1 protein-coding gene is annotated in these 23118 nt (G+C 64.8%); it reads left to right on the top strand.

All coding sequences use genetic code 11. The features are described 5' to 3' along the window. Positions 1-143 precede the first annotated feature (143 nt). Positions 144-23084, top strand: coding sequence for a non-ribosomal peptide synthase/polyketide synthase (locus QA645_RS40940; protein WP_349253162.1), 22941 nt, complete (start codon positions 144-146; stop codon positions 23082-23084). Positions 23085-23118 lie beyond the last annotated feature (34 nt).

The raw sequence follows: 23118 nt of genomic DNA, 5'->3' as shown, positions 1-23118 counted from the left end.
CGCTCGGGCTTATGGGTGGGCTCTCTCTCCTTAAAATCACCCGGCAATTGGCATGTGGCGACGGGTACGAGGATGTTGATGTTTGGTTCGACGGTTAAGATGGTCGGCCGGTGGATGCGCGGCCACTGGCTAGGAATTCCGGCATGGATATAGGCAACCGCCTACCGATCCTAAGCGAAGCTGAGGCGCGGAGCACAACAGTTGCTCATGAATTGTTGGCATCTCGTGAAGAGTTCTGGCGACGCCGACTAGAGCAGTTCAAGATAGTTCAGCTTCCGTTTTCGTCGTTAAAAGGCAAGGCTCCGGCGATATGGCAATCGACCGCTTGGCTCATGCCGGGTGCGTTGGCTGAGCTATCTCCCAGTGATCGCGCGGAATTCTTGCTAACTGCTTGGGTGGTCTATCTCGCCCGCATCACGGGCGAAGCAGAGCTTCAACTGGGATGGACTCCCGTGGCAAATGGATCGCGAGCCAGCGTGAATGCGCTCGAGGTGCTTGTCGCATCTGTCGTGCCGATGGCCATTACCATCGACCTCGATAACAATTTCGCAGAGGCGCGCACGGCGGTCGCGGCCGAATTCGCTCAGCTGAACGCGCAGGATACCTTTGCGCGGGATCTTATTGCGCGATGCCCGTCGTTGCGCGATGTGGAGGCGCTACGATTGCGCCGTCCCTGGCCGGTTGGCGTTACGGTTACGGAAGAGAGCTGTTCTGCTGCTGAAGAGTCGGTTTCGAGCTCCAGTTCTGAGATAGCTCGCTCCGGTGAGTTGGTAACGCTTGAGATTTGCGCTCTGGATGGGAGCTTCCGATGGCACTTTGATGCAAGTCGCCTCGAGTCCAATCAGATCGAGCGTATGACACAGCATTTGCAGAATTTGTTGTGTGCTGTGATGACCGATGCGCAGCAGTCGTTAAGGTGCATCGGGCTGCTGTCGTCCGATGAACGCACCTACCTCTTGGAGGAGTTGAACCCGACGGCGACGCCTTATCCTTCGGAACGGTGTATCCATGAGCTGTTCGAGGCGCAGGTGCGCAAGGCGCCGGATGCGGTAGCCGTGGTCCATGCTGACGCGCGCTTAAAATATGGCGAGCTCAATACTCGGGCGAACCGGCTCGCATATCAACTCATCGCGCATGGGATGAAGCCGGGCGACCGCGTTGCGATAGTGCTTGATCGAGGCATTGCTCTTGTCGTCGCACAACTAGCAGTTCTGAAGGCGGGCGGGCTCTATGTACCGATTGATCGGGGCGTTCCAGTTGGGCGACAAAGCTGGATTATGACCGACTGTGCTGTGCGCCTCATCCTGGTAGGTGACGAGAATGAGGGCGGGTTTGAGATTCCGATTCCTATTCTGGCCATTGAGCCGATCATGGCTGGAACAGGGTGTAGTACCGATCCTGGCCTGGCATTGACCGCCGAGGCTCCGGCCTACGTGATGTACACCTCCGGGTCGACCGGCCTTCCGAAGGCCGTGGTTGTTCCTCATCGTGCTGTCAACCGTCTCGTCATCAACAACGGCTATGCGGAGTTCACCTCGAGTGATCGCGTGGCCTGGGTAGGCAATCCCGCGTTTAGCATCAGTACGCTGGAAGTTTGGGCGCCACTGCTGCACGGTTCCAGCCTAACTGTGATTCCACACACGGCTGTACTGCAGCCCGAGGTGCTGCGCACTCTGGTTCGGCGGCACCGCATCACCGTCCTGCATTTGACTGCCGGGTTGTTCAGCCGGAGCGTTGATGAGTTGGGCCCGGTGCTGGCGAGTTTGCGGTTTCTGCTAGTTGGTGGTGGCGCGGTTGATGCGGCGGCCGTGGCCCGGGTTTTGAGCCAAAGCCGACCGCAACATCTCTTGCACTGCTACGGTTCAACTGAGACGTCGACCTTTGCGACGGTCTGCGAGATCACCGCCATTGATCAGACAGTCCGACGACTCCCCATCGGCCGTCCGATCGCGAACACGCGGGTGTATCTGCTTGATGGACACGGTGCGCCGGTTCCGTTCGGCGCGGCGGGTGAGCTTTACATTGGCGGGGCGGGGGTGGCGCGCGGCTACCTGAACCGGCCCGAGCTGACCGCGGAGCGGTTCATGGCCAGTCCCTTTGTCGAGGGCGATCGTCTGTACCGCACTGGCGACCTTGCACGCTACCTGCCGGACGGCAATCTGGAGTTTTTGGGCCGCAACGATGACCAGGTGAAGATCCGCGGCTTCCGCATCGAGCCGGGGGAGATTGCGGCGCGGATTGCCGAGCACCCGTTCGTGCGCGATGCGGTGGTGGTGGCGCAGCAGGCCGGTGCCGGCGAGAAGCGGCTGGTGGCCTATGTGGTGTGCGCGCCGGAAGCTCAATCGGAGGAGCCGGACGGCGCTGGAGCTGAGTTGGCCGTCACGTTGCGCGCGCATGTGGGCGCGCACCTGCCGGATTACATGGTGCCGGCGGCGTTCGTGCGGCTGGCGGCGCTGCCGCTGACGGTGAATGGCAAGCTCGATCGCAAGGCGCTGCCGGCGCCGGACGATGAGGCGTATGCGCATCGTGCCTATGAGGCGCCGCAAGGCGAGGTCGAGATCACGCTGGCGCAGATCTGGGCCGAGCTGCTGGGGCTGGAGCGGGTCGGACGCCACGACCACTTCTTCGAACTGGGTGGCCACTCGCTCTTGGCGGTGCAGATGATCGAGCGGCTGCGGCGGCGGTCACTGCGCATCGAGGTGCGCACCTTGTTCCTCAAGCCGGTGCTGGCGGATCTGGCTGCAAGCCTGGGCCGCCATCACGAGGTGGCGGTCCCGGCCAACCTGATCAGCGAACAGAGTCCGGCGATCACGCCAGAGATGCTGCCGCTGACTGAGCTGACGCAGGGCGAGATCGACCGGATCGTCGCCACGGTGCCCGGCGGCGTCGGCAACATCCAGGACATTTATGGCTTGTCGCCGCTGCAGGACGGCATCCTGTTCCATCATCTGTTGACGACAAAGGGCGATCCGTACCTGCTGGTCTCGCGGATGGCGTTTGCGGACCGTGACCTGCTCGAGCGCTATCTTGCCGCGGTTCAGCGAGTGGTGGATCGGCACGATATCCTGAGGACGTCGTTTGTCTGGGAAGGCTTGTCGCGCCCGGCCCAGGTGGTGTGGCGCCGTGCGCCGTTGGAGGTAAGCGAGGTCGAGCTGGACGGGTCTTGCGGTCCTGGCGCCGCGCAGCTTAAGGATCGGTTTGATCCGCGCCGGCAGCGCATCGAGCTTGGCCGGGCGCCCTTGTTGCGGTTTGTGATCGCGCGCGAGCCCGGCAGTGCGCGCTGGCTGCTGCTGGAGCTGCAGCATCATCTGATCGGGGATCACACCACGCTGGAGCTGATGCATACCGAGGTCCGGGCCGTGCTGGAGGGACGCGAGCATGAGCTGGCAGCCCCGCAGCCGTTCCGCAACCTGGTGGCGGCGGTACGGCTTGGCGTGGGTGCAGACGCGCATGAAGAGTTCTTCCGGGGACTGCTGGGGGACATCGATGAGCCGTGCACGCCCTTTGGCTTGTGCGAGGTTCAGGGCGACGGCAGGGGGACCCGCGAGGCGCAGCGGATGCTGCCGCAGGCGCTCAACGTGCGGCTGCGGGTGCAGGCGCGGCGGCTGGGGGTGAGCCTGGCGAGCCTGTGCCATCTGGCCTGGGGCCAGGTGGTGGCGCGCAGCAGCGACCGCGAGCAGGTGGTGTTCGGCACGGTGTTGTTCGGCCGCATGCATGGCGGGGCGGGTGGCGACCGCGCGATGGGTCTGTTCATCAACACGCTGCCGCTGCGGCTTGACCTGGACGGGACCGGGGTCGAGGCGAGCGTGCGGACCACCCACGCGCGGCTGGCCGAGCTGCTCGTACATGAGCATGCCTCGCTGGCGCTGGCGCAACGCTGCAGCGGCGTTGCGGCGCCGGCGCCGCTGTTCAGCGCGCTGTTGAACTACCGCCACAACACGCCGGCGGCGGTCTCCGCCTCCGCAGCCGATGATGTGCTGTCCGGCATGGAATGGCTTGGCGGGGAGGAGATCACCAACTATCCGCTGACCTTGTCGGTGGAGGATTTTGGCGAGGCGCTCGGGCTGACGGCGCAGGTGGCGGAAGGCGTCTCAGCGGATCGGGTCTGCGGCTACATGCAGCACACGCTCGCGCAGCTAGCGGAGGCGTTGGAGCGGGCGCCGAACACGCCGGTGCGGGAGCTGGACATCCTGCCACCTGACGAGCGGGCGTATCTGTTGGAGGAGCTGAACCGGACGGCGGTGACGTATCCTGAGCAGCAGTGCATCCATGAGCTGTTTGAGGCCCAGGTGCGCCAGGCGCCGGATGCGGTGGCGGTGGTCTACCAGGACCAGCGCGTAAGCTATGGCGAGCTCAATGCGCGGGCCAACCAGCTGGCGCGTCATCTGATCGGGCTCGGGGTAACGCCGGACCAGCCGGTGGCGATCTGCGTTGCGCGCAGCGTGGCGATGGTGGTCGGGCTTTTGGCGATCCTCAAGGCGGGTGGCGCCTATCTGCCGCTGGATCCAGCCTATCCGTCGGCGCGGCTGCACCAGGTGCTTGCGGATGCGGCGCCGCAGCTGTTGCTGGCCGATGCGGCGGGACGATCGGCGCTGGGCGACGATGCGCTACTCGATCTGACGGTAGTGGATCTGGCGGCGGCGACGCCGGAATGGGCCAATCTGCCGGCAGCCGATCCGGACCCGCGCGCGCTCGGCCTGACCTCACGCCATCTGGCCTATGTGATCTACACCTCCGGATCCACCGGAACGCCCAAGGGCGTCATGGTCGAGCATCGGAGCCTAGCGCGTCTAGTGGCGGGGAACGACTTCGTCGAGATCTCGCCGCAGGACGTCTTTCTCAACGCATCCTCGCCGACATTCGACGCGACCACGTTCGAGCTCTGGGGGGCCTTAGCCAACGGTGCGAGTGTTGTGCTCTATCCTGAACGCTACCTCTCGACGGCAAGGCTGGCCCAGATCATCCAAGATCAAGGCATCACCATCGCCTGGATGACTGCCCGGTTGTTCGATACGTATACCGCAGAGGGGCGCGGCACTGATGGGCTGCAGCAACTGCTGGTCGGAGGCGAAGAGGTCTCCGTCACTTCCGTCAGAGCATGCCAGAAGCGACATGCGACTCTGCGGATCTCAAATGCCTACGGCCCGACAGAGAACACCACCTTCAGTCTCTGCTATCCGGTGCCTGCTGGCTTCGATGACCAGCAACGAGTGCCGCTGGGCCGACCAATTCGAAATTCGGTAGTCTATCTTCTGGACAGACACGGTGCGCCGGTTCCGTTTGGCGCGGTGGGTGAGCTTTACATCGGCGGGGCGGGGGTGGCGCGCGGCTACCTGAACCGGCCCGAGCTGACCGCGGAGCGGTTCATGGCCAGTCCCTTTGTCGAGGGCGATCGGCTGTACCGCACTGGCGACCTTGCACGCTACCTGCCGGACGGCAATCTGGAGTTTTTGGGCCGCAACGATGACCAGGTGAAGATCCGCGGCTTCCGCATCGAGCCGGGGGAGATTGCGGCGCGGATTGCCGAGCACCCGTTCGTGCGCGATGCGGTGGTGGTGGCGCAGCAGGCCGGTGCCGGCGAGAAGCGGCTGGTGGCCTATGTGGTGTGCGCGCCGGAAGCTCAATCGGAGGAGCCGGATGGCGCTGGAGCTGAGTTGGCCGTCACGTTGCGCGCGCATGTGGGCGCGCACCTGCCGGATTACATGGTGCCGGCGGCGTTCGTGCGGCTGGCGGCGCTGCCGCTGACGGTGAATGGCAAGCTCGATCGCAAGGCGCTGCCGGCGCCGGACGATGAGGCGTATGCGCATCGTGCCTATGAGGCGCCGCAAGGCGAGGTCGAGATCACGCTGGCGCAGATCTGGGCCGAGCTGCTGGGGCTGGAGCGGGTCGGACGCCACGACCACTTCTTCGAACTGGGTGGCCACTCGCTCTTGGCGGTGCAGATGATCGAGCGGCTGCGGCGGCGGTCACTGCGCATCGAGGTGCGCACCTTGTTCCTCAAGCCGGTGCTGGCGGATCTGGCTGCAAGCCTGGGCCGCCATCACGAGGTGGCGGTCCCGGCCAACCTGATCAGCGAACAGAGTCCGGCGATCACGCCAGAGATGCTGCCGCTGACTGAGCTGACGCAGGGCGAGATCGACCGGATCGTCGCCACGGTGCCCGGCGGCGTCGGCAACATCCAGGACATTTATGGCTTGTCGCCGCTGCAGGACGGCATCCTGTTCCATCATCTGTTGACGACAAAGGGCGATCCGTACCTGCTGGTCTCGCGGATGGCGTTTGCGGACCGTGACCTGCTCGAGCGCTATCTTGCCGCGGTTCAGCGAGTGGTGGATCGGCACGATATCCTGAGGACGTCGTTTGTCTGGGAAGGCTTGTCGCGCCCGGCCCAGGTGGTGTGGCGCCGTGCGCCGTTGGAGGTAAGCGAGGTCGAGCTGGACGGGTCTTGCGGTCCTGGCGCCGCGCAGCTTAAGGATCGGTTTGATCCGCGCCGGCAGCGCATCGAGCTTGGCCGGGCGCCCTTGTTGCGGTTTGTGATCGCGCGCGAGCCCGGCAGTGCGCGCTGGCTGCTGCTGGAGCTGCAGCATCATCTGATCGGGGATCACACCACGCTGGAGCTGATGCATACCGAGGTCCGGGCCGTGCTGGAGGGACGCGAGCATGAGCTGGCAGCCCCGCAGCCGTTCCGCAACCTGGTGGCGGCGGTACGGCTTGGCGTGGGTGCAGACGCGCATGAAGAGTTCTTCCGGGGACTGCTGGGGGACATCGATGAGCCGTGCACGCCCTTTGGCTTGTGCGAGGTTCAGGGCGACGGCAGGGGGACCCGCGAGGCGCAGCGGATGCTGCCGCAGGCGCTCAACGTGCGGCTGCGGGTGCAGGCGCGGCGGCTGGGGGTGAGCCTGGCGAGCCTGTGCCATCTGGCCTGGGGCCAGGTGGTGGCGCGCAGCAGCGACCGCGAGCAGGTGGTGTTCGGCACGGTGTTGTTCGGCCGCATGCATGGCGGGGCGGGTGGCGACCGCGCGATGGGTCTGTTCATCAACACGCTGCCGCTGCGGCTTGACCTGGACGGGACCGGGGTCGAGGCGAGCGTGCGGACCACCCACGCGCGGCTGGCCGAGCTGCTCGTACATGAGCATGCCTCGCTGGCGCTGGCGCAACGCTGCAGCGGCGTTGCGGCGCCGGCGCCACTGTTCAGCGCGCTGTTGAACTACCGCCACAACACGCCGGCGGCGGTCTCCGCCTCCGCAGCCGATGATGTGCTGTCCGGCATGGAATGGCTTGGCGGGGAGGAGATCACCAACTATCCGCTGACCTTGTCGGTGGAGGATTTTGGCGAGGCGCTCGGGCTGACGGCGCAGGTGGCGGAAGGCGTCTCAGCGGATCGGGTCTGCGGCTACATGCAGCACACGCTCGCGCAGCTAGCGGAGGCGTTGGAGCGGGCGCCGAACACGCCGGTGCGGGAGCTGGACATCCTGCCACCTGACGAGCGGGCGTATCTGTTGGAGGAGCTGAACCGGACGGCGGTGACGTATCCTGAGCAGCAGTGCATCCATGAGCTGTTTGAGGCCCAGGTGCGCCAGGCGCCGGATGCGGTGGCGGTGGTCTACCAGGACCAGCGCGTAAGCTATGGCGAGCTCAATGCGCGGGCCAACCAGCTGGCGCGTCATCTGATCGGGCTCGGGGTAACGCCGGACCAGCCGGTGGCGATCTGCGTTGCGCGCAGCGTGGCGATGGTGGTCGGGCTTTTGGCGATCCTCAAGGCGGGTGGCGCCTACCTGCCGCTGGATCCAGCCTATCCGTCGGCGCGGCTGCACCAGGCGCTTGCGGATGCGGCGCCCCAGCTGTTGCTGGCCGATGCGGCGGGACGATCGGCGCTGGGCGACGATGCGCTACTCGATCTGACGGTAGTGGATCTGACGGCGGCGACGCCGGAATGGGCCAATCTGCCGGCAGCCGATCCGGACCCGCGCGCGCTCGGCCTGACCTCACGCCATCTGGCCTATGTGATCTACACCTCCGGATCCACCGGAACGCCCAAGGGAGCACAGAATGAGCATCGGGCTATCGTCAATCGCTTGATTTGGATGCAAAACGCCTATGGTCTCAAGGCAACTGATGTCGTGTTGCAGAAGACACCATTTGGCTTCGATGTCTCGGCCTGGGAGTTCTTCTGGACGTTGCTTGAAGGGGCGACGCTGGTACTGGCGCCCACCGGTGCGCACAGAGATCCCGATGCACTGGTCGACTTGATCGTCAGCCACCGCATCACGACGGTTCACTTCGTGCCATCCATGCTGGTCAGTTTTCTGGATGCGAAGAGTGTTAACCGCTGCACGTCGCTGCGGCGTGTTTTATGCAGCGGCGAGGCGCTTCCTGCCGCCAGTGTGCATAAGGTTCGGCGCCTCTTGCCTTGGACGGGCCTGCACAATCTGTACGGTCCGACCGAAGCTGCGATCGACGTGACAGCGTGGAGTTGTCCGGATGAGTTTGATGGCGCCATTGTCCCGATCGGCCGTCCGATCGCGAACACGCGGGTGTATCTGCTTGATGGACACGGTGCGCCGGTTCCGTTCGGCGCGGCGGGTGAGCTTTACATTGGCGGGGCGGGGGTGGCGCGCGGCTACCTGAACCGGCCCGAGCTGACCGCGGAGCGGTTCATGGCCAGTCCCTTTGTCGAGGGCGACCGGCTGTACCGCACTGGCGACCTGGCACGCTACCTGCCGGACGGCAATCTGGAGTTTTTAGGCCGCAATGACGACCAGGTGAAGATCCGCGGCTTCCGCATCGAGCCGGGGGAGATTGCGGCGCGGGTTGCCGAGCACCCGTACGTGCGCGAGGCGGTGGTGGTGGCGCACGAGGGCCCCGGCGGCGAGCAGCGTCTTGTCGGCTATGTGGTGTGCGCGCCGGAAGCAGCTTCGAACGGGTTGGATGGAAGCGAGCTTGCGGGCGCCTTGCGTGCCCACATAAGTGCGCACCTGCCGGACTACATGGTGCCGGCGGCGTTCGTGCGGCTGGCGGCGCTGCCGCTGACGGTGAATGGCAAGCTCGATCGCAAGGCGCTGCCGGCGCCGGACGATGAGGCGTATGCGCATCGCGCCTATGAGGCGCCGCAAGGCGAGGTCGAGATCACGCTGGCGCAGATCTGGGCCGAGCTGCTGGGGCTGGAGCGGGTCGGACGCCACGACCACTTCTTTGCGCTCGGCGGGCACTCGCTCTTGGCGGTGCAGCTGTTGAGCCGGGTCTCGCTGGCCATTGGCTTCACACTGCCGCTGACCACGCTGTTTGCCAAACCGGTGCTGGCCGATCTGGCCGCGAGTATCATGGATGAGTTGAGCCGCTCCGGCGCGCAAGACCTGCCAGCCATTGTGCCGGTATCGCGTGAAGCGCCGCTTGTGCTGTCGTTTGCGCAGCAGCGGCTGTGGTTTTTGGCGCAGCTGGATCAGAGCAGTACGAACTATCACATTCCGCTCGGGTGGCGGCTCGAGGGTGGACTCGACCGCAGCGCCTGGCAGCGCAGCCTTGACCGTGTGTTGGCGCGTCATGAGGCGCTGCGCAGCGTGTTTGTCGCGCCGGAGGGCAAGCCCTGGGTGGAGCTGCTGCCGGAGGATGCGGGGCTGCCGGTTGTGGAGCACGATGTGCGGGACAGGCCGGATGCGGACGAGGCGCTATTGGGTCTGTGCATTGAAGAGGCGCGCACGCCGTTCGATCTGGCGCGTGGCCCGCTGATCCGCGGCCGGCTGATCCGGATCTCGGATGAGGAGCATGTCTTGCTGCTAACGCAGCACCACATTGTCTCGGATGGCTGGTCGCTGGGCGTGTTGGTGCGTGAACTCAGTCAGCTGTACCGGGCGTTCGTGGCCGGTGAAGGCGATCCGCTGCCGCCGCTTGCAATCCAGTATCCGGACTATGCCGCCTGGCAACGGCAGTGGCTGTCGGGCGAGCGGCTGCAGAGCCAGGCGCACTATTGGCGCAACAATCTATCTGGCGCGCCGGCCCGTTTGGCCTTGCCGACAGATCGGCCTCGGCCGGCAGAGCAGTCGTTTGCCGGGGCCAGTGTGATGGTCGTGATTGGTGCGGATCTGACGCGGGATCTGAAGCGGCTGAGCCGGCAGCATGACACGACCTTGTTCATGACGGTGCTGGCGGCCTGGGCGGCGCTGCTGTCGCGTCTGTCAGGGCAGGACGACCTAGTGATCGGGGTGCCGAGCGCCAATCGCGGTCGCCGCGAGGTCGAAGAGCTGATCGGCTGCTTCGTCAATACCCTGGCGCTGCGGCTTGACCTGTCGGGCGGGCCGAGCGTGGCGGAGCTGTTGGCGCGGACGCGACGCTCGGCCTTGGGAGCGCAGGAGCATCAGGACTTGCCGTTTGAGCAGGTGGTGGAGATCGTGCAGCCGCCACGGCGTCTTGATCACACGCCGTTGTTCCAGGTGATGCTGGCCTGGCAGAACAACGCCGCTGGGACGTTCGACCTTCCTGGGCTGCGTGTGGAGGCGGCGGCAGACGGCTTCGATCAGGTCAAGTTCGATCTGGAGCTGAACCTTTGCGAGCATGGTGAGGTCATCGCCGGGACGCTGGGCTATGCCACGGCGCTGTTCGATCAAGCGACCATCGAGCGGCACCGAGGCTATCTGCTGGCGCTGCTGCAGGCGATGGTTGCCGATGCGCGGCAAACGGTCGGGCGGATTGAGCTGCTGGCGGCCGACGAGCGGGCGTATCTGCTGGAGGAGCTGAACCGGACGGCGGTGACGTATCCTGAGCAGCAGTGCATCCATGAGCTGTTTGAGGCCCAGGTGCATAAGTCGCCGGATGCGGTGGCGGTGGTCTATCAGGACCAGCGCGTAAGCTATGGCGAGCTCAATGCGCGGGCCAACCAGCTGGCGCATCATCTGATCGGGCTCGGGGTAACGCCGGACCAGCCGGTGGCGATCTGCGTTGCGCGCAGCGTGGCGATGGTGGTCGGGCTTTTGGCAATCCTCAAGGCGGGTGGCGCCTACCTGCCGCTGGATCCAGCCTATCCGTCGGCGCGGCTGCACCAGGTGCTTGCGGATGCGGCGCCCCAGCTGTTGCTGGCCGATGCGGCGGGACGATCGGCGCTGGGCGACGATGCGCTACTCGATCTGACGGTAGTGGATCTGACGGCGGCGACGCCGGAATGGGCCAATCTGCCGGCAGCCGATCCGGACCCGCGCGCGCTCGGCCTGACCTCACGCCATCTGGCCTATGTGATCTACACCTCCGGTTCCACCGGAACGCCCAAGGGCGTCATGATTGAGCATGCGAGCACGGTGAACCTGCTGCATTGGAGCTGCGACGTGTTTGCGGCATCAGAGATCAGCCGCACCCTGTTTTCCACCTCGATCAGTTTCGATCTGTCCGTGTATGAGTGCTTCGTTCCGCTTTCGCAAGGAAGCACGCTCTACCTTGTCGAGAATGCGCTGGCGCTGGCCGAGAGGTCTTTGGATATCTCTTTGATCAACACAGTGCCCTCGGCGATCGCCGCCCTGGTTGACAACAAAGCCGTGCCGGTTTCCGCAAGCGTGATCAATTCGTGCGGTGAGCGGCTGAAGGCGGGCCTCATAGAGCAGGCCTTCGAGAGTAGCCGCGTAGAGAAGATTTATAACCTGTATGCGCCTTCTGAAACCACCACGTACTCAACCTGGATCTGCCTACTAAGGGGAGAGGCTGTCGTTGAGACAATCGGGCGTCCGATTGCGAACACGCGGGTGTATCTGCTGGATGGCTGTGGCGCGCCCGTGCCGTTCGGCGCGGTGGGCGAGCTTTACATTGGCGGGGCGGGAGTAGCACGGGGGTATCTAAACCGGCCCGAGCTGACCGCGGAGCGGTTCATCGCCAGTCCCTTTGTCGAGGGCGACCGGCTGTACCGCACTGGCGATCTTGCGCGCTATCTGCCGGACGGCAATCTGGAGTTTTTGGGCCGCAACGACGATCAGGTGAAGATCCGCGGCTTCCGCATCGAGCCGGGCGAGATTGCGGCGCGGGTTGCCGAGCACCCGTTCGTGCGCGAGGCGGTGGTGGTGGCGGCCCAGAACGGCGCCGGCGACAAGCATCTTATCGCCTATGTGGTCTGCGCGCCCGAGGCCGGCTCGGACCAGGGTGACGGAGGCGGGCTTGCGGGCGCCTTGCGGGCGCATTTAAGTGCGCGGCTGCCGGACTACATGGTGCCGAGCGCGTTTGTGCGGCTGGCGGCGCTGCCGCTGACGGTGAATGGCAAGCTCGATCGCAAGGCGCTGCCGGCGCCGGCCGATCAGGCCTATGCGCTGTCGGCCTATGAGGCGCCGCAAGGCGTGATCGAGACCGCGCTGGCGCAGATCTGGGCCGAGCTCCTTGGTGTCGAGCGCATCGGGCGCAGCGACCACTTCTTTGAACTGGGCGGCCACTCGCTCTTGGCCGTGCAGATGTCGAGCCGGCTGTCACAGGCGGTTGGGGTCGACCTGCCGCTGTCGACGCTGTTCGCAAGGCCAGTGCTGAGTGACCTGGCAGCGAGCACCGTCGAGCTGTTACGCTGCTCCGGTCCGCAAGAGCTGCCGTCGATTGCAGCCGTGTCGCGTCATGAGCCGCTTGTGCTGTCGTTTGCGCAGCAGCGGCTATGGTTTTTGGCGCAGCTGAACGAAGGCAGCACGAATTATCACATTCCGCTGGCCTTGCGACTGCGCGGGATGCTCGACCACAGCGCCTGGCAGCGCAGTCTTGACCGTCTGTTTGCGCGCCATGAAGCGCTGCGCAGTGTGTTTGTCGCGAGGCAGGGCAAGCCCCGGGTTGAGGTTCTGCCGCCAGATGCGGGACTGCCGATAGTTGAGCACGATCTGCGGGAGAGATCGGATGCGGAAGCGGCACTTTTGGACCTGCGTCATGAAGAGGGGCGCACGCCATTCGATCTTGCGCGCGGTCCGCTGATCCGCGGACGATTGGTGCGGATGTCGGACGAGGAACACGTCTTCCTGCTGACTCAGCATCACATCGTCTCCGACGGCTGGTCGATGGGCGTGCTGCTGCGTGAACTTAGCCAGCTCTACCGGGCATTCGAGGCTGGGCACGACGATCCTCTGCCGCCGCTTGCGATTCAGTATCCGGATTACGCCGCCTGGCAACGCCAATGGCTGTCAGGGGAACGGCTGCAGAAGCAGGCGCAATATTGGCACAGCGCCCTGGCAGGCACAGCCCGTCTTGTCTTGCCGACGGACCGTGCGCGGCCTGCCCAGCAGTCGTTTGCCGCGGCCACGGTCCCGATCATCGTCAATGCGGAATTGACGCGGGAGCTGAAGCGGCTGAGCCTGCAGCATGGCACGACGTTGTTCATGACGCTACTGGCGGCCTGGGCGGCGGTGCTGTCTCGTCTGGCGGGGCAGGACGATCTTGTGATTGGCGTGCCGAGCGCCAATCGGGGCTACCGCGAGATCGAAGGGCTGATCGGGTTCTTCGTCAACACGCTGGCGCTTCGGCTGGACCTGTCGGGCAAGCCGCGCTTGTCGGAGCTTCTGGAGCGGACACGGCGCACGGTGCTGGCGGCGCAGGAGCATCAGGACCTGCCGTTCGAGCAGGTGGTGGAGATCGTGCAGCCGCCCCGGGCTCTTGATCACACGCCATTATTCCAGGTGATGCTGGCCTGGGAGAACAATCCGGTTACGTCATTGGAGCTGCCGGGGCTGAGCGTCGAAACTACCGGGGAGGCGTTCGATCAGGTCAAGTTCGATCTGGAGCTGAGCCTTGGCGAGCATGGCGAGGAGATCGCCGGAACGCTGGGTTATGCAACGGCGCTGTTTGATCAGGCGACGATCGAGCGGCAGCGTGGTTATCTCCTGGCGCTGCTGCGGGCGATGGCTGCCGATGCTCAGCAAGCGGTCCACCGGATTGAGCTGCTGTCGACTGCCGAGCGCACGTATCTGCTGGAGGAGCTGAACCGGACGGCGGCGAGATATCCTGCGGAGCGGTGCATCCACGAGCTGTTCGAGGCGCAGGTGCACAAGTCGCCGGATGCGGTGGCGCTGGTCTGCGAAGACGAGCGGCTGAGCTATGGTGAGCTCAATGCGCGGGCCAACCGCCTGGCACATCACCTGATCGCTCTTGGGGTCAGGCCGGACCAGCCGGTGGCGATCGGCGTTGCGCGCAGCGTGGCGATGGTGGTCGGGCTTTTGGCGATCCTCAAGGCGGGTGGCGCCTATCTGCCGCTGGACCCGGCCTATCCGTTGGCGCGGCTGCATCAGGTGCTCGACGATGCTGCCCCGCTGCTGCTGCTGGCCGATGTGGCCGGCCGTGCCGCCTTCGGCGCGGATGTGCCGGCCAATGTGAGCGTGGTGGAGCTCGATGCTGCAGCGCCGACCTGGACCAGCCTCCCGGAAGCGGATGCTGACCCGCGCGTGCTCAGCCTGACCTCCCGCAATCTCGCCTATGTGATCTACACCTCGGGATCCACGGGCACGCCCAAAGGGGCACAGAATGAGCATCGGGCTATCGTTAATCGCCTTATCTGGATGCAGAACGCCTATGGTCTGAAGGCAACAGACGTCGTGTTGCAGAAGACGCCATTTGGCTTCGATGTCTCGGCCTGGGAGTTCTTTTGGACTTTGCTTGAAGGGGCGACGCTGGTACTGGCGCCCACCGGTGCGCACAGAGATCCCGATGCACTGGTCGATTTGATCGTCAGCCACCGCATCACGACGATTCACTTCGTGCCATCCATGCTGGTCAGCTTTCTGGATACGAAGAGTGTTGACCGCTGCAGATCGCTGCGGCGTGTTCTATGCAGCGGCGAGGCGCTTTCTGCCGCAAGTGTGCATAGGGTTCGGCGCGTGTTGCCCTGGACGGCCCTGCACAATCTCTACGGTCCCACTGAGGCCGCGATCGACGTTACATCCTGGAGCTGCCCGGCTGAGTTTGATAAGACCATCGTCCCCATCGGCCGTCCGATCGCGAACACGCGTGTGTATCTGCTTGATGGACACGGTGCGCCGGTTCCGTTTGGCGCGGTGGGTGAGCTTTACATCGGCGGGGCGGGGGTGGCGCGCGACTACCTGAACCGGCCCGAGCTGACCGCGGAGCGGTTCATCGCCAGTCCCTTTGTCGACGGCGACCGGCTGTACCGCACCGGCGATCTGGGGCGGTATCTGCCTGACGGCAATCTTGAGTTTTTGGGCCGCAACGACGACCAGGTGAAGATCCGCGGCTTCCGCATCGAGCCGGGGGAGATTGCGGCGCGGGTTGCCGAGCACCCGTACGTGCGCGAGGCGGTGGTGGTGGCGCACGAGGGCCCCGGCGGCGAGCAGCGTCTTGTCGGCTATGTGGTGTGCGCGCCGGAAGCAGCTTCGAACGGGTTGGATGGAAGCGAGCTTGCGGGCGCCTTGCGTGCCCACATAAGTGCGCACCTGCCGGACTACATGGTGCCGGCGGCGTTCGTGCGGCTGGCGGCGCTGCCGCTGACGGTGAATGGCAAGCTCGATCGCAAGGCGCTGCCGGCGCCGGACGATGAGGCGTATGCGCATCGCGCCTATGAGGCGCCGCAAGGCGAGGTCGAGATCACGCTGGCGCAGATCTGGGCCGAGCTGCTGGGGCTGGAGCGGGTCGGACGCCACGACCACTTCTTCGAACTGGGTGGCCACTCGCTCTTGGCGGTGCAGATGATCGAGCGGCTGCGGCGGCGGTCACTGCGCATCGAGGTGCGCACCTTGTTCCTCAAGCCGGTGCTGGCGGATCTGGCTGCAAGCCTGGGCCGCCATCACGAGGTGGCGGTCCCGGCCAACCTGATCAGCGAACAGAGTCCGGCGATCACGCCAGAGATGCTGCCGCTGACTGAGCTGACGCAGGGCGAGATCGACCGGATCGTCGCCACGGTGCCCGGCGGCGTCGGCAACATCCAGGACATTTATGGCTTGTCGCCGCTGCAGGACGGCATCCTGTTCCATCATCTGTTGACGACAAAGGGCGATCCGTACCTGCTGGTCTCGCGGATGGCGTTTGCGGACCGTGACCTGCTCGAGCGCTATCTTGCCGCGGTTCAGCGAGTGGTGGATCGGCACGATATCCTGAGGACGTCGTTTGTCTGGGAAGGCTTGTCGCGCCCGGCCCAGGTGGTGTGGCGCCGTGCGCCGTTGGAGGTAAGCGAGGTCGAGCTGGACGGGTCTTGCGGTCCTGGCGCCGCGCAGCTTAAGGATCGGTTTGATCCGCGCCGGCAGCGCATCGAGCTTGGCCGGGCGCCCTTGTTGCGGTTTGTGATCGCGCGCGAGCCCGGCAGTGCGCGCTGGCTGCTGCTGGAGCTGCAGCATCATCTGATCGGGGATCACACCACGCTGGAGCTGATGCATACCGAGGTCCGGGCCGTGCTGGAGGGACGCGAGCATGAGCTGGCAGCCCCGCAGCCGTTCCGCAACCTGGTGGCGGCGGTACGGCTTGGCGTGGGTGCAGACGCGCATGAAGAGTTCTTCCGGGGACTGCTGGGGGACATCGATGAGCCGTGCACGCCCTTTGGCTTGTGCGAGGTTCAGGGCGACGGCAGGGGGACCCGCGAGGCGCAGCGGATGCTGCCGCAGGCGCTCAACGTGCGGCTGCGGGTGCAGGCGCGGCGGCTGGGGGTGAGCCTGGCGAGCCTGTGCCATCTGGCCTGGGGCCAGGTGGTGGCGCGCAGCAGCGACCGCGAGCAGGTGGTGTTCGGCACGGTGTTGTTCGGCCGCATGCATGGCGGGGCGGGTGGCGACCGCGCGATGGGTCTGTTCATCAACACGCTGCCGCTGCGGCTTGACCTGGACGGGACCGGGGTCGAGGCGAGCGTGCGGACCACCCACGCGCGGCTGGCCGAGCTGCTCGTACATGAGCATGCCTCGCTGGCGCTGGCGCAACGCTGCAGCGGCGTTGCGGCGCCGGCGCCGCTGTTCAGCGCGCTGTTGAACTACCGCCACAACACGCCGGCGGCGGTCTCCGCCTCCGCAGCCGATGATGTGCTGTCCGGCATGGAATGGCTTGGCGGGGAGGAGATCACCAACTATCCGCTGACCTTGTCGGTGGAGGATTTTGGCGAGGCGCTCGGGCTGACGGCGCAGGTGGCGGAAGGCGTCTCAGCGGATCGGGTCTGCGGCTACATGCAGCACACGCTCGCGCAGCTAGCGGAGGCGTTGGAGCGGGCGCCGAACACGCCGGTGCGGGAGCTGGACATCCTGCCACCTGACGAGCGGGCGTATCTGTTGGAGGAGCTGAACCGGACGGCGGTGACGTATCCTGAGCAGCAGTGCATCCATGAGCTGTTTGAGGCCCAGGTGCGCCAGGCGCCGGATGCGGTGGCGGTGGTCTACCAGGACCAGCGCGTAAGCTATGGCGAGCTCAATGCGCGGGCCAACCAGCTGGCGCGTCATCTGATCGGGCTCGGGGTAACGCCGGACCAGCCGGTGGCGATCTGCGTTGCGCGCAGCGTGGCGATGGTGGTCGGGCTTTTGGCGATCCTCAAGGCGGGTGGCGCCTATCTGCCGCTGGATCCAGCCTATCCGTCGGCGCGGCTGCACCAGGTGCTTGCGGATGCGGCGCCGCAGCTGTTGCTGGCCGATGCGGCGGGACGATCGGCGCTGGGCGACGATGCGCTACTCGATCTGACGGTAGTGGATCTGACGGCGGCGACGCCGGAATGGGCCAATCTGCCGGCAGCCGATCCGGACCCGCGCGCGCTCGGCCTGACCTCACGCCATCTGGCCTATGTGATCTACACCTCCGGATCCACCGGAACGCCCAAGGGCGTCAGGATTGAGCATGCGAGCACCGTGAACCTGCTGCATTGGAGCTGCGGCGTGTTCGCGGCATCAGAGATCAGCCGCACGCTGTTCTCCACCTCGATCAGTTTTGATCTGTCCGTCTATGAGTGCTTCGTTCCGCTGTCACAAGGAAGCACGCTTTATCTTATCGAGAGTGCGTTGACGCTGGCGCAGACGCCCTTGGATGTCTCCTTGATCAACACAGTGCCCTCGGCGATCGCCTCTCTGGTCGATAACAAAGCCGTGCCGGCCTCGACAAGGGTCATCAATTTGGCGGGCGAGCGGCTGAAGGCAGACCTTATAGAGAAGGCTTTCGAGAGCAGTCGGGTCGAGAAGATCTGCAATCTGTACGCGCCTTCGGAAACTACGACGTACTCGACCTGGATTTGCATGCGACGGGGAGAGACTGTCGTCGAGACGATCGGCCGTCCGATCGCGAACACGCGGGTGTATCTGCTTGACGGACACGGTGCGCCGGTTCCGTTCGGCGCGGCGGGCGAGCTTTACATCGGCGGGGCGGGGGTGGCGCGCGGCTACCTGAACCGGCCCGAGCTGACCGCGGAGCGGTTCATGGCCAGTCCCTTTGTCGAGGGCGACCGGCTGTACCGCACTGGCGACCTGGCACGCTACCTGCCGGACGGCAATCTGGAGTTTTTAGGCCGCAATGACGACCAGGTGAAGATCCGCGGCTTCCGCATCGAGCCGGGGGAGATTGCGGCGCGGGTTGCCGAGCACCCGTACGTGCGCGAGGCGGTGGTGGTGGCGCACGAGGGCCCCGGCGGCGAGCAGCGTCTTGTCGGCTATGTGGTGTGCGCGCCGGAAGCAGCTTCGAACGGGTTGGATGGAAGCGAGCTTGCGGGCGCCTTGCGTGCCCACATAAGTGCGCACCTGCCGGACTACATGGTGCCGGCGGCGTTCGTGCGGCTGGCGGCGCTGCCGCTGACGGTGAATGGCAAGCTCGATCGCAAGGCGCTGCCGGCGCCGGACGATGAGGCGTATGCGCATCGCGCCTATGAGGCGCCGCAAGGCGAGGTCGAGATCACGCTGGCACAGATCTGGGCCGAGCTTCTCGGTGTGGAGCGGGTCGGACGCCACGACCACTTCTTTGCGCTCGGCGGGCACTCGCTCTTGGCGGTGCAGCTGTTGAGCCGGGTCTCGCTGGCCATTGGCTTCACACTGCCGCTGACCACGCTGTTTGCCAAACCGGTGCTGGCCGATCTGGCCGCGAGTATCATGGATGAGTTGAGCCGCTCCGGCGCGCAAGACCTGCCAGCCATTGTGCCGGTATCGCGTGAAGCGCCGCTTGTGCTGTCGTTTGCGCAGCAGCGGCTGTGGTTTTTGGCGCAGCTGGATCAGAGCAGTACGAACTATCACATTCCGCTCGGGTGGCGGCTCGAGGGTGGACTCGACCGCAGCGCCTGGCAGCGCAGCCTTGACCGTGTGTTGGCGCGTCATGAGGCGCTGCGCAGCGTGTTTGTCGCGCCGGAGGGCAAGCCCTGGGTGGAGCTGCTGCCGGAGGATGCGGGGCTGCCGGTTGTGGAGCACGATGTGCGGGACAGGCCGGATGCGGACGAGGCGCTATTGGGTCTGTGCATTGAAGAGGCGCGCACGCCGTTCGATCTGGCGCGTGGCCCGCTGATCCGCGGCCGGCTGATCCGGATCTCGGATGAGGAGCATGTCTTGCTGCTAACGCAGCACCACATTGTCTCGGATGGCTGGTCGCTGGGCGTGTTGGTGCGTGAACTCAGTCAGCTGTACCGGGCGTTCGTGGCCGGTGAAGGCGATCCGCTGCCGCCGCTTGCAATCCAGTATCCGGACTATGCCGCCTGGCAACGGCAGTGGCTGTCGGGCGAGCGGCTGCAGAGCCAGGCGCACTATTGGCGCAACAATCTATCTGGCGCGCCGGCCCGTTTGGCCTTGCCGACAGATCGGCCTCGGCCGGCAGAGCAGTCGTTTGCCGGGGCCAGTGTGATGGTCGTGATTGGTGCGGATCTGACGCGGGATCTGAAGCGGCTGAGCCGGCAGCATGACACGACCTTGTTCATGACGGTGCTGGCGGCCTGGGCGGCGCTGCTGTCGCGTCTGTCAGGGCAGGACGACCTAGTGATCGGGGTGCCGAGCGCCAATCGCGGTCGCCGCGAGGTCGAAGAGCTGATCGGCTGCTTCGTCAATACCCTGGCGCTGCGGCTTGACCTGTCGGGCGGGCCGAGCGTGGCGGAGCTGTTGGCGCGGACGCGACGCTCGGCCTTGGGAGCGCAGGAGCATCAGGACTTGCCGTTTGAGCAGGTGGTGGAGATCGTGCAGCCGCCACGGCGTCTTGATCACACGCCGTTGTTCCAGGTGATGCTGGCCTGGCAGAACAACGCCGCTGGGACGTTCGACCTTCCTGGGCTGCGTGTGGAGGCGGCGGCAGACGGCTTCGATCAGGTCAAGTTCGATCTGGAGCTGAACCTTTGCGAGCATGGTGAGGTCATCGCCGGGACGCTGGGCTATGCCACGGCGCTGTTCGATCAAGCGACCATCGAGCGGCACCGAGGCTATCTGCTGGCGCTGCTGCAGGCGATGGTTGCCGATGCGCGGCAAACGGTCGGGCGGATTGAGCTGCTGGCGGCCGACGAGCGGGCGTATCTGCTGGAGGAGCTGAACCGGACGGCGGTGACGTATCCTGAGCAGCAGTGCATCCATGAGCTGTTTGAGGCCCAGGTGCATAAGTCGCCGGATGCGGTGGCGGTGGTCTATCAGGACCAGCGCGTAAGCTATGGCGAGCTCAATGCGCGGGCCAACCAGCTGGCGCATCATCTGATCGGGCTCGGGGTAACGCCGGACCAGCCGGTGGCGATCTGCGTTGCGCGCAGCGTGGCGATGGTGGTCGGGCTTTTGGCAATCCTCAAGGCGGGTGGCGCCTACCTGCCGCTGGATCCAGCCTATCCGTCGGCGCGGCTGCACCAGGTGCTTGCGGATGCGGCGCCCCAGCTGTTGCTGGCCGATGCGGCGGGACGATCGGCGCTGGGCGACGATGCGCTACTCGATCTGACGGTAGTGGATCTGACGGCGGCGACGCCGGAATGGGCCAATCTGCCGGCAGCCGATCCGGACCCGCGCGCGCTCGGCCTGACCTCACGCCATCTGGCCTATGTGATCTACACCTCCGGTTCCACCGGAACGCCCAAAGGGGCACAGAATGAGCATCGGGCTATCGTCAATCGCTTGATTTGGATGCAAAACGCCTATGGTCTCAAGGCAACTGATGTCGTGTTGCAGAAGACACCATTTGGCTTCGATGTTTCGGCCTGGGAGTTCTTCTGGACGTTGCTTGAAGGGGCGACCCTGGTGCTGGCGCCCCCGGATGCGCACAGAGATCCCGCTGCATTGGTTGACTTGATCATCGGCGAGCGCATCACGACGGTTCACTTCGTGCCATCCATGCTGGTCAGTTTTATGGATGCGAAGAGTGTTGACCGCTGCACGTCGCTGCGGCGTGTTTTATGCAGCGGCGAGGCGCTTCCTGCCGCCAGTGTGCATAAGGTTCGGCGCCTCTTGCCTTGGACGGGCCTGCACAATCTGTACGGTCCGACCGAAGCTGCGATCGACGTGACAGCGTGGAGTTGTCCGGATGAGTTTGATGGCGCCATTGTCCCGATCGGCCGTCCGATCGCGAACACGCGGGTGTATCTGCTTGATGGACACGGTGCGCCGGTTCCGTTCGGCGCGGCGGGTGAGCTTTACATTGGCGGGGCGGGGGTGGCGCGCGGCTACCTGAACCGGCCCGAGCTGACCGCGGAGCGGTTCATGGCCAGTCCCTTTGTCGAGGGCGATCGGCTGTACCGCACTGGCGACCTTGCACGCTACCTGCCGGACGGCAATCTGGAGTTTTTAGGCCGCAACGATGACCAGGTGAAGATCCGCGGCTTCCGCATCGAGCCCGGTGAGATCGCGGCGCGGGTTGCCGAACACCCGTTCGTGCGCGAAGCGGTGGTGGTGGCGCAGCAGGACGGTGCCGGCGAGAAGCGGCTGGTGGCCTATGTGGTGTGCGCGCCGGAAGCTCAATCGGAGGAGCCGGACGGCGCTGGAGCTGAGCTGGCCGCCACGTTGCGCGCCCACATAAGTGCGCACCTGCCGGACTACATGGTGCCGGCGGCGTTCGTGCGGCTGGCGGCGCTGCCGCTGACGGTGAATGGCAAGCTCGATCGCAAGGCGCTGCCGGCGCCGGACGACGAGGCGTATGCGCATCGCGCCTATGAGGCGCCGCAAGGCGAGGTCGAGATCACGCTGGCACAGATCTGGGCCGAGCTTCTCGGTGTGGAGCGGGTCGGACGCCACGACCACTTCTTTGCGCTCGGCGGGCACTCGCTCTTGGCGGTGCAGCTGATCAGTCGAGCACAAAAAGCTGGGCTGACGTTTAGCGCTGCCGACCTCTTCCAAGCCCCTGTTCTGAGGGAGCTCGCATCGAAGATTCATTTGAAGCGACAGCCCAGCAGTCCGCAAGTGATTTCCGTTCTGGAAACGGGATCACAGCCACCTCTCTTCTTTGTTCCCACAGGATTGGGCGATTGTTCCTATGTCCTTCCCCTTGTAAAGGAGATGGACGTCGACTGTCCGGTCTATGCTTTGCCATGGCCGCATTTCGACGACGAACGTCCACTCACTCTTCAGGCAATAGCGGCGGAAGTAATGCTAGCAGCTAGAGAGATCCAGCCACATGGACCGTATCGCTTTGCTGGATACTCATCAGGGGCAATCTTGACTTACGCGATTGCTCAGCACTTAGTGAATCTGAATGAAGCTGTGTCATTCATGGCCCTCATGGATGCTGCATTACCTGCAAATCGACAAAGCTTATCGCCGACCCAAATGGCACGGGAAGTGCTGCTGGATTCTATGGAATTCTTGGAAGATGACAGTTTCCAGGTCTTAGAACGCTTTGCTGCAAACAGCTCGATTGGCCAACTGATTCAAAAGGCACAGCAAATTGGGGCGATACCCCAGGACCGCGATCTGGAAAGCCTTCTTCTGACGTATGAAAAGGCAGCGCAGTTCCAAAGGGCACTGGACTTGTATGAAGCTCCCTCTCTTGGAATCGAGATCAACCAGTTTTATGTCAACGGACCAGTCCGCGGCCGTCGTGCACGAGGTTCAATAGGTCAGAAAGCAAGTTCGCCGTTGCGGGGATGGGACAGGGTTTTGCGTGCTGAAGCCATTCACGCCGTGTGCGTTCCGGGTGACCACACGACGATGATGAACACCCCAGAAAACCGCCGAGTTCTGGCTCAATGCCTTTCGATAGCCTTGAACAATTCACCAGACCCTCGGCGGCAATCGCAGGTGCCGCCGAGCTAACGTTGTTCGGATATCGATTGGAAGCGGCGGATAT

Source organism: Bradyrhizobium sp. CIAT3101, assembly GCF_029714945.1.
Lineage (GTDB): Bacteria > Pseudomonadota > Alphaproteobacteria > Rhizobiales > Xanthobacteraceae > Bradyrhizobium.
This window is presented reverse-complemented; position numbering and strand designations above follow the sequence as displayed.

Excerpts from the sequence above, each read along its gene's own strand:
- QA645_RS40940 (WP_349253162.1), top strand. The coding sequence starts at position 144 with ATGGATATAGGCAACCGCCTACCGATCCTAAGCGAAGCTGAGGCGCGG.